Consider the following 8065-nt stretch of genomic DNA (forward strand, 5'->3'; position numbering starts at 1 on the left):
AGGATTAGGCAATAATGCGCGAGGTCTGTGTATTTATAGCTCCTGCTCTTGCAAATACGATGAACACAGTCAAAGAAACCAAATCAAAGAATTAGGCAATTGCCAAGGGAATAACTATGCTCAACGTAGAAAACAAAGTTGTGATCATTACCGGAGCGAGTAGCGGCATCGGTGCAGCCACTGCTAAATTACTGGCAAAAAATGGGGCCAGCGTAGTTTTGGGCGCACGTCGAGTCGATCGCCTAGAGGCAATTGCGAAGGAAATTCATAATGCAGGTGGCATCGCCGAATATCAAACGCTGGATGTCACACAACGCGACCAACTGAAAGCGATTGTGCAATTTGCCCAGCATAAGTTTGGTCGTGTTGATGTCTTGATTAACAATGCGGGTGTGATGCCACTATCGGCCCTCGATCAACTCAAGGTTGACGAATGGGATCGCATGATTGATGTCAACATCAAAGGGGTTTTGTACGGCATCGCCGCAGCATTGCCCCTCATGAAAGCCCAAAAAACGGGTCAAATTATCAATCTCTCCTCAATTGGCGGTCATGCTGTATCTCCCACGGCGGCTGTTTACTGCGCAACGAAGTTTGCAGTAGGCGCAATCTCCGAAGGATTGAGACAAGAAGTGGGGAGCGACATGCGAGTGACAGTGATTTCGCCGGGAGTCACGGAGTCTGAGTTAGCTGACAGCATCAGTGATGAAACAGCTAGAGAGGGAATGCGGGAATTCCGCAGATTATGCATTCCTGCTGAGGCGATCGCTCGATCCATTCTATTTGCGATCGCGCAACCGGATGATGTTGATGTCAGTGAAATGATCGTCAGGCCCACTGCCAGCCCTTATTAAAGTAAGACGGCGCGATCGTTTAACCACAGTACGGCAGTTCGCTAATCAGTTGGACAAGGTTTTTCCCCTACTACAATGAAACAGCCCTGCCCCGCCACGGCAGGCGAGGTCAGCAAGTCAAGCTGGAGGGAATTGATGTCCCACTCACCGTCTCCTGGTTCTGGCTCAAACAAGCAAACGGCAAACGAGAACTCCGCTTTGTTGTCTCCACTTATCCTTACTCTGGAGTCTACCTCGTGCGACTGGGTCGCAGACGGTGGGCAATCGAAGCGTTCTTCAAAACCATCAAGCATCGCTTTGGACTTCATCGCTTCGGACAATCCACAAAGCGAGGAGTCTATCGCTGGCTGATTCTGGTTCTGATTGCCTACCTCCTGGTTCATTGGAGTGGTCAAAGTACTTTACTTCCTCAACTTGATTGGAAGGTTGCCAGTGATCCCGCTTTGTCTATTTTGTTTACTTCTGTGTTGTGGTTTCAATTCTTCCGACACCTGCGAAGAACTGCCCATATTGCGGCACGATATCGCTTTGAGATTGTTCTCAAGTCGCTACCAAATCCGGCTTCTCAGGAATGGTGCAAGATCTGAGTTAACTCATAACCTGTTACAATCTCTCAAAAATATTAATGTACACATTATCGCAACAGAGAAGAGAATCTGAAGTTGAAAAACAGATAACGATAGTACTTTTTAGAAAAAACAAAAGAAAAGCTGATTTGACTAGCACAATTGATCATAACGAACATTGCTACTTGAGCATTTGCGGCAACGCCGTAGTCCACTTTCAAGAGATTCTTTATTTTTGATATAAGCCAATTGCTTCCAATATTTCAGCTAATGAATGGGCTTCTGCAGGTTTGAGCAGGTAAAAATTAATGCCTAATTCATAGGCACGGGGTAAATCGCGGTTGCCGTAAGCGGTTAAGGTAATGATCGGTAAGTCGTTGAATTGGGATTGCTGGCGTATCCATTTGATCAGGTCTAGACCCGACATGCCTGGCAGCCGCAGATCTAAAACAATTAAATCGGGTAAAGGAAATTGGGAGCGATCGCGGTAAGCTTCGTTGCCCTCAAGGTAGGCAACCGCTGCTTGTCCTGTTTCAACAACATGAAGAGAAAATTCTGAGCCAAGCTGATGGAAAGCTCTCTCTAGAGGGAAACGATCGGATGCCTCATCTTCTATAACCAGAACTGTTTTCTGGTGTAGCTCTTGTAATTGTGTCATCTTAATTTCCCTCTAAAAATATAATCTGTCTTAACTGATCCTAGCTTTCGGTGGACGGTTGAAAAGAATCCAATAAAGACCAATAGTCCGCGTCATTTCTAGTAATTCAACCGGACTCGGTGGCTTTGCTAAGTAAGAATTGGCTCCAGCGGCGTAGGCTCGATCTATGTCACTTTGTTGCTCAGACGAGGTTAAAACCACCACAGGCAAGTGTTTGATATCAGACTCATTTCTCAACCAGTTGAGGACATCGAATCCAGAGCGTCGGGGTAGTTTAAGGTCAAGTAGAACAAGAACTGGCAGCGGATAGCAATCCCGATCTCGATAGAGTTCTTGCCCGCTTAAGTAATGAATGGCTTGTTCTCCATCGATTACAACTTGCATAGGGCTAGCTATGTCGGCTTTGCGAAAGGCTCGCTGAATTCTAAACACATCATCCGGGTTGTCTTCTACGAGCAAAATTGTAGAGTTGTGCAGGCTATTCACGGCTTTACTCTCTGTAACTCCACCCAGAATTGACTTCCTTGACCAAGTATGGATTTTACACCCGATCGACCGCCCAGACGCTCTGCACCTTTGCGAACAATGGCTAACCCAATTCCGGTACCAGGGTAAGCATCTCTAGCATGTAACCGCTCGAAGACTCCAAATATCTGCCGTTGATACTGTGGTTCAATTCCAATACCGTTGTCTTCGACCCAAAGACGCACCCAGTGCGTCTTTTCTTCAGCCCAGATACAAATTTGTGGTTTACTTCCCACAACTGTAAATTTAGCGGCGTTAGACAGCAAGTTCACAACGGCTTGCACGAGGGTGGCATAATGTCCCATCACCCTAGGCAATGGTTCAGCCACGGTGATTTGGGCTTGTCGTTCTTTTAATGCTGATTCTACTTGCGCTTGAGCCTCTGCTATCACTTGTGTCAAGGAAACGGGTACAAGCTTAATCTCTTCTCGGCTCAGGTGGCTATAGGCTAGCAAGTCTTGAACAAGGGTATTCATCCGGTGAATGCTTGCAATGACCTGATGAATATAATCTTGCGCGACTTCATCTAATTGCTCGCCATAATCTTCAATGAGGGCTGACGCATATCCTTCAATTCCTCTCAGCGGTGCTCTCAGATCATGGGCAACCGTGTAAGAGAACGCTTCTAACTCGTCATTCGCTGCCTGCAAACGGACAGTGCGTTCTGCAACTCGTTGCTCTAATTCAGCAGCATACTTTTGCAGTTGTGATCGTAACTTCGACTGTTGAATGGCGATAGCCAATTGAGCCGCCACTTCCCGAAAAACTTCCTGCTTCTGAGCATTGAACGCATCTACTGGAGTCGCAAACCAATGAAGATCACCAATCGAGTTCCCCTCCACGCGTAGAGGCACCGTCAGGAGACTGTGATAGCCCTCAGCCAATAATGCTTCTAGAGCAGGTGAACGATGAGCAAGGGTAGAAATGTCTTTGACATAGCAGATCGCGCCACCGCATCTCAGTGAATTCAGTGACGCTGACTCTGTCATAAGGACGATCGCTCCAGCCAACTCTGTATCAATCTCCTCCGCCAAAATCTGAGTTTCAGAAGTGTCATTGGCTTTAAGCAGAATAACTGCGCCTTCCTTATAGTCAGCAATGCCCTTCAGCTTAGAAAGCGTTTCATGAGCCAATGACTCAATCGATTGAGCCGCTAAAATTGCCTGGTCAATCTCATGCAGAATTGCGAGGCGATCGGCCGATCGCTGTACGGATTGAGTTTGTTCCTGAGCTACTTTTAAGGCGTGTTCATAAATACGAGACACCGATAGAATTTGACGCCAGATGAAATAGGCAAGTATGGCTCCAAGTATAGTCGCCAGCGCAATACTACTGCTGATAACCGTTTGGGTCGTGCGTTGAACTGCTTCCGATCGGGTATTCCGCAGTTGCTCCTCGGTTTGAATAAACTGGCTCATGTCTCTACGAATCGCGACCATGATTTGATTGCGCCTCTTTAGGGATGCTAGTGGTAGAGCCTCGTTATTTTGTTTGCCAACGGTCAACGAAGGAATATAGCTACTCCACTGCTGATATTGCGTTTCGATCTGAATTAAACGTTGACCTTGGGAAGGATTGTCTGAAACCAGACTAACCAATGCCTCAAATGAAGGTTCGGCCAGCACCTGTGCTTGTTTGTACGGCTCCAGCAGTTCGGGATCACCCGTGAGTAAATATCCTCGCAGACCGGACTCTACCTCTGAAAATAGCCTCTCCACCCGGTTTGCTTGGGCAATGACTTGATCGGTATGCTCAACCCACTGCATCGCGAACAGAAGACGACTGATCTGCCAAATGGACACTCCTGCCAATAACAGCATTAGCGAGACTGGCAGAGCGATCGCCCGGATGAGACGACGTTTGAATGATACTTGGGGAGTCGGAGTACTCAGCATATTGCCATCTTACTGATTCAGCTTGCACAAACCCGACTGAAGAAGGGAGTAATTTACCAAATCTGTTGAGATGAATATGGCGATTCAGTATGCGATCGCGAGATGCATGGCATAACACACGGAAAGAGTAGTAACGTGCTGAAACTTCGGTACTTATCCACCAAATCTGCTGCGCTCAATTCTTTTGTGACAGAACTCCTTATTGTGGCGGGGTTAATTCTCTTGAGTTTGAACTAATTTCGTAGAGAAAGGCCGTCAATGCAAGGGAGCGACTGCCGTAAGGTCAATGAAGGAGCAATCAGCATTGACCTGATGATATTCAATTGACTCCAGGAGTTTCGCCAATTTCAGATTTGGTTTGGCTATGGGAGATCGCTCCAGCATTGTGCTTTAATTGCTGCACCCAACTTTTGATGAGTTGCCCTAATGGGCGAACCTGCTCTCAATGAGCCGCTCCCCGATCGCAGGTGAAGCTTTATCTCGCCGCTCTAGCTAACAAGACTGAGCCGACCGACAACCCTAGTATCGTCGGCAACCAAGCCGCGATCACCGGAGTAAGCACCTCTAGTTGTCCCAACGAATCGCAAATAAACGACAGCAAATAATACGTAAAAATAATAATTATGCTGATCGCAAAACTCGTGCCTTTTCCGGCTCGCTGAGGACGAATGCCAAGCGTTGCCCCCGTTAGCCCAAACACCAGACAGACAAACGGAAATGCAAACTTCTGCTGAATTCGTAGCTCCAGTTTACGAATTCGCCGTTCATCTCCGCTTTGCTTGACGATTTGGAGGTAGTCTCGCACTTCCTGAATATTCATCTCTGCCGAATCCTGTTTCCGGTTCGCCAAATCTAACGGCGTTCGAGGAAGCTGAATCTGCTGCTGATCAAATCGCAAAATATTGCGATACGACCCGTCTGGGGCAACGATATAAATCGTACCGTCGAAGAAATCCCACGTACTCTGCTTTCCATTCCAAACCGCCGAGTTTGACGTCACGATCTGATTTAAGCCCGCTTGCGAAAAATCGAGAACCGTCAACCCTTTCATGCGTTGCCCATCAAACTCCCGCGCATAGAAAAGCCGCTCCAGCATCTGCGCTTTGCTGCCGTCTGGCTGCTTCACATCTCTCATCTGCTCAAAGCGGATATTCCGTTCTTGAAACCTCGGTTTATCCTGTTTCAGAGCGCTTTCGAGTGTGACCCCCGCTTGATACTTCGCTGCCGGAACGATCGCTTCATTAAAACCAAACGTCAGCGCCGTCACAAGTAAACTCAGCACGATCGCGGGAGCAATCAACCGATAAACACTAATTCCGGCACTCCGTAGCGCAATCAGTTCACTGTCCGTCGAGAGGCGCGTGTACACCATTAGCGTCGAGAGCAGCGTTGCCATTGGAAAGGACAAACTGACGAATTCTGGCAGTTGCAGGAGAAACACGCGCCCCGCGATCGCAAACGGTAGCCCCAACTCGGTCATTTTCCGAATCAGGTCGAACACACTGCCGACCGACACCAAAATTGACGAAAATGCTGCCACCCCAAAAATAAACGGACCGGCAAACTGATTAGCGATGTAGCGATCGAGAACCGAAATCAGCGATCGCCGTACCGGACGAGCGTTAGAAAGGCTAGACATGGTTACGTCCTGATGAAGCGGTTAAGGCTGAAAGGCGTCACCCAAATAATACTGGCGGACTAACGGATTATTGTAGAGTTCTTCGGTGTTACCAGAGGCAAGAATTTGCCCATCACGCATAATATAGGCTCGATCGGTGATTGATAAGGTTTCACGGACATTGTGATCGGTGATCAAAATTCCCATTTTGCGATCGCGCAGATCTGCCACAATATCTTGAATTTCAGCAACTGCGATCGGATCTACTCCCGCAAACGGCTCGTCTAACAGCAAAAATTTTGGTCCGTCAATTCCGGTTGCCAACGCTCTTGCGAGTTCTGTTCGTCGCCGCTCGCCGCCCGAAACTTGAATGCCGAGCGTTGACGCCACTTTTTCGAGCCGAAATTCTTTTAACAGACTGTTTAAGCGATCGTTCCACTGCCACTGCGGAACCTTGGTCTGCTCCAACACTAAAAGAATGTTATCGCGAACGCTGAGTTGACGAAAAATGCTGGCTTCTTGCGCCAAATAGCCGATGCCCAATCGAGCACGCTGGTTGATCGGAAGCTGAGTCACTTCCAGGTCATTGAGCCAGACTTTTCCACTGTCAGGCTTCTCTAACCCCGTCGCAATATAAAACGTCGTTGTTTTACCTGCGCCATTTGGCCCCAAAAGCCCAACCACCTCTCCTTGAGCTACCGAGAGGCTGACGCGATTGACAATCGTTCTCGCGCCGTAGGACTTGTGGATGTTCTCTAATACAATCCTCAAAAACTAACTCCTAAAACCTCGTAGATGAGCTGAGAAAAACAGGCGAAACTATCGATTTGCAAACTATCGATTTGTAGGAGATGGGAAGGCTGGCTTTGCATTAAACGGCGTCGGAGCAGGACGAGGAATCGCAGGTGTGTTTGGAGTTGCAGGCGCGGTCGGAGCCGTGGGGGTTTCAGTAACAATGTAAATGGCTTCTACTTGCTTATTCGCTTGAGGTAATGCCAAAAACCGTCCCTCATCCACAAGATAAGTAATTTGCTCTCCACGCAGACTATTGCTCTGCTGAAGCACATATACATCTCCGGTCAAGACAATGCGCCGCTCTTTGCTAAAGTACACTGCTTGGGCCGAGGTTGCCTGAATTTGTCGTGCCGGATAATTAATTTGAACATTTCCTTTGACCACGACAACACCCGTTCTGGCATTAGCTTCGGTGCTATTGCCTTTAATCGTTAAGGGCTGCCCAGTTTGGGCGATCGCAAGGGTTGAGCGGCTATCCGGCCTAAACGAACTACCAACAATGGCAACAGAAGCAGCTAAGCTGGCAGGAAGAAAAACACGGCTAACGAAGCGAATTGGGAAGCGGCGCATAGCAGATCGCATATCAGTTAAGAGGTGAGCGGGAGTCGCAGTGAACTCGAATATAGCACTATAGAAGTTTAATCACTTCTACCAAACTTGATCCTCAAGCAATTTACCGAAGATTACGGATAAATTATTTGACGCTAGATCCGTAAGCGAAGTTTCGCTCAAAACATCGAAGCAAATAGACTTCTGTAACCAGTTTAATAGAGTGCCTCTCAACCCTACAGGGTGGTAAATCTAACGCTCTCACCTTTCAAGACAATAGCTCTGCAAAAGATTTAGCGATCGCTGGCTCTTGCGCCTTCGGGTAAGAAAGTGTCAGAATTAAGACTTAAATGTTGAGCGAATTCACTTCCTCGGAAACTGTAGGAACTGACCTGAAACTGAGCACCCATCCTGATTTGATGAATTGCCCCCACTGCCATTCCTCGCTCACCACTCAACTCAAACGCGCTACCCGTCTCGGCTATCACACGTTCTATTGTCGGGAGTGCCTGTCGAGCTTCAATGAACGCACGGGCACGTGGTTCAACTTTAGACTTCTTGCAAAAGTCACGGTGCTAGCTCTGGAGTAGGTCTATTCTTAAGCG

At 47.8% G+C, this 8065-nt stretch carries 9 protein-coding genes; 2 read left to right on the forward strand and 7 right to left on the reverse strand.

Going from position 1 to position 8065, the window contains the following annotated elements:
* Positions 1–116 precede the first annotated feature (116 nt).
* Together AC5JLB_RS15555 and AC5JLB_RS15560 are read left to right on the forward strand one after the other, a co-directional pair.
* Positions 117–854: an SDR family oxidoreductase gene (locus AC5JLB_RS15555; RefSeq protein ID WP_495874738.1), complete on the forward strand. Its 738-nt coding sequence runs from the start codon at positions 117–119 to the stop codon at positions 852–854.
* A 131-nt stretch (positions 855–985) separates the two neighbouring features.
* Positions 986–1441, forward strand: a complete 456-nt coding sequence (locus AC5JLB_RS15560; RefSeq protein WP_495874746.1) for a transposase — start codon at positions 986–988, stop codon at positions 1439–1441.
* Between the two features lie 208 nt (positions 1442–1649).
* Here AC5JLB_RS15560 and AC5JLB_RS15565 read toward each other — a convergent pair whose 3' ends face one another.
* From AC5JLB_RS15565 to AC5JLB_RS15595, 7 genes are all read right to left on the reverse strand, one after another.
* On the reverse strand, positions 1650–2078 hold the full coding sequence (locus tag AC5JLB_RS15565; protein ID WP_495874739.1) for a response regulator: 429 nt from the start codon (positions 2076–2078) through the stop codon (positions 1650–1652).
* Positions 2079–2108: 30 nt separating this feature from the next.
* Entirely contained in the window at positions 2109–2564 is a 456-nt protein-coding gene (locus AC5JLB_RS15570; RefSeq protein ID WP_495874740.1) for a response regulator, read from the reverse strand.
* A complete protein-coding gene (locus AC5JLB_RS15575) occupies positions 2561–4498 on the reverse strand; it encodes a CHASE3 domain-containing protein (RefSeq protein ID WP_495874741.1) in 1938 nt (645 codons plus the stop codon). Before AC5JLB_RS15575 ends, AC5JLB_RS15570 begins: the two co-directional genes overlap by 4 nt.
* Before the next feature lie 475 nt (positions 4499–4973).
* Positions 4974–6137 carry an LptF/LptG family permease gene (locus AC5JLB_RS15580; protein ID WP_495874742.1) on the reverse strand — a complete coding sequence of 388 codons (1164 nt, stop codon included), beginning with the start codon at positions 6135–6137 and terminating at the stop codon, positions 4974–4976.
* A gap of 21 nt (positions 6138–6158) precedes the next feature.
* Entirely contained in the window at positions 6159–6887 is a 729-nt protein-coding gene (gene lptB / locus AC5JLB_RS15585; RefSeq protein WP_495874743.1) for an LPS export ABC transporter ATP-binding protein, read from the reverse strand.
* 63 nt (positions 6888–6950) lie between these two features.
* Complete coding sequence (locus tag AC5JLB_RS15590; RefSeq protein WP_495874744.1) at positions 6951–7493, reverse strand: LptA/OstA family protein; 543 nt, start codon at positions 7491–7493, stop codon at positions 6951–6953.
* 260 nt (positions 7494–7753) lie between these two features.
* Positions 7754–7948, reverse strand: a complete 195-nt coding sequence (locus tag AC5JLB_RS15595) for a hypothetical protein (protein ID WP_495874745.1) — start codon at positions 7946–7948, stop codon at positions 7754–7756.
* Between the last annotated feature and the right edge of the window lie 117 nt (positions 7949–8065).

The organism is Myxacorys chilensis (assembly GCF_059505265.1).

Coding starts and splice junctions, on each gene's coding strand:
- AC5JLB_RS15555 (WP_495874738.1), top strand. CDS start 117: ATGCTCAACGTAGAAAACAAAGTTGTGATCATTACCGGAGCGAGTAGC.
- AC5JLB_RS15575 (WP_495874741.1), bottom strand. CDS start 4,498: ATGCTGAGTACTCCGACTCCCCAAGTATCATTCAAACGTCGTCTCATC.
- AC5JLB_RS15580 (WP_495874742.1), bottom strand. CDS start 6,137: ATGTCTAGCCTTTCTAACGCTCGTCCGGTACGGCGATCGCTGATTTCG.
- AC5JLB_RS15565 (WP_495874739.1), bottom strand. CDS start 2,078: ATGACACAATTACAAGAGCTACACCAGAAAACAGTTCTGGTTATAGAA.
- AC5JLB_RS15590 (WP_495874744.1), bottom strand. CDS start 7,493: ATGCGATCTGCTATGCGCCGCTTCCCAATTCGCTTCGTTAGCCGTGTT.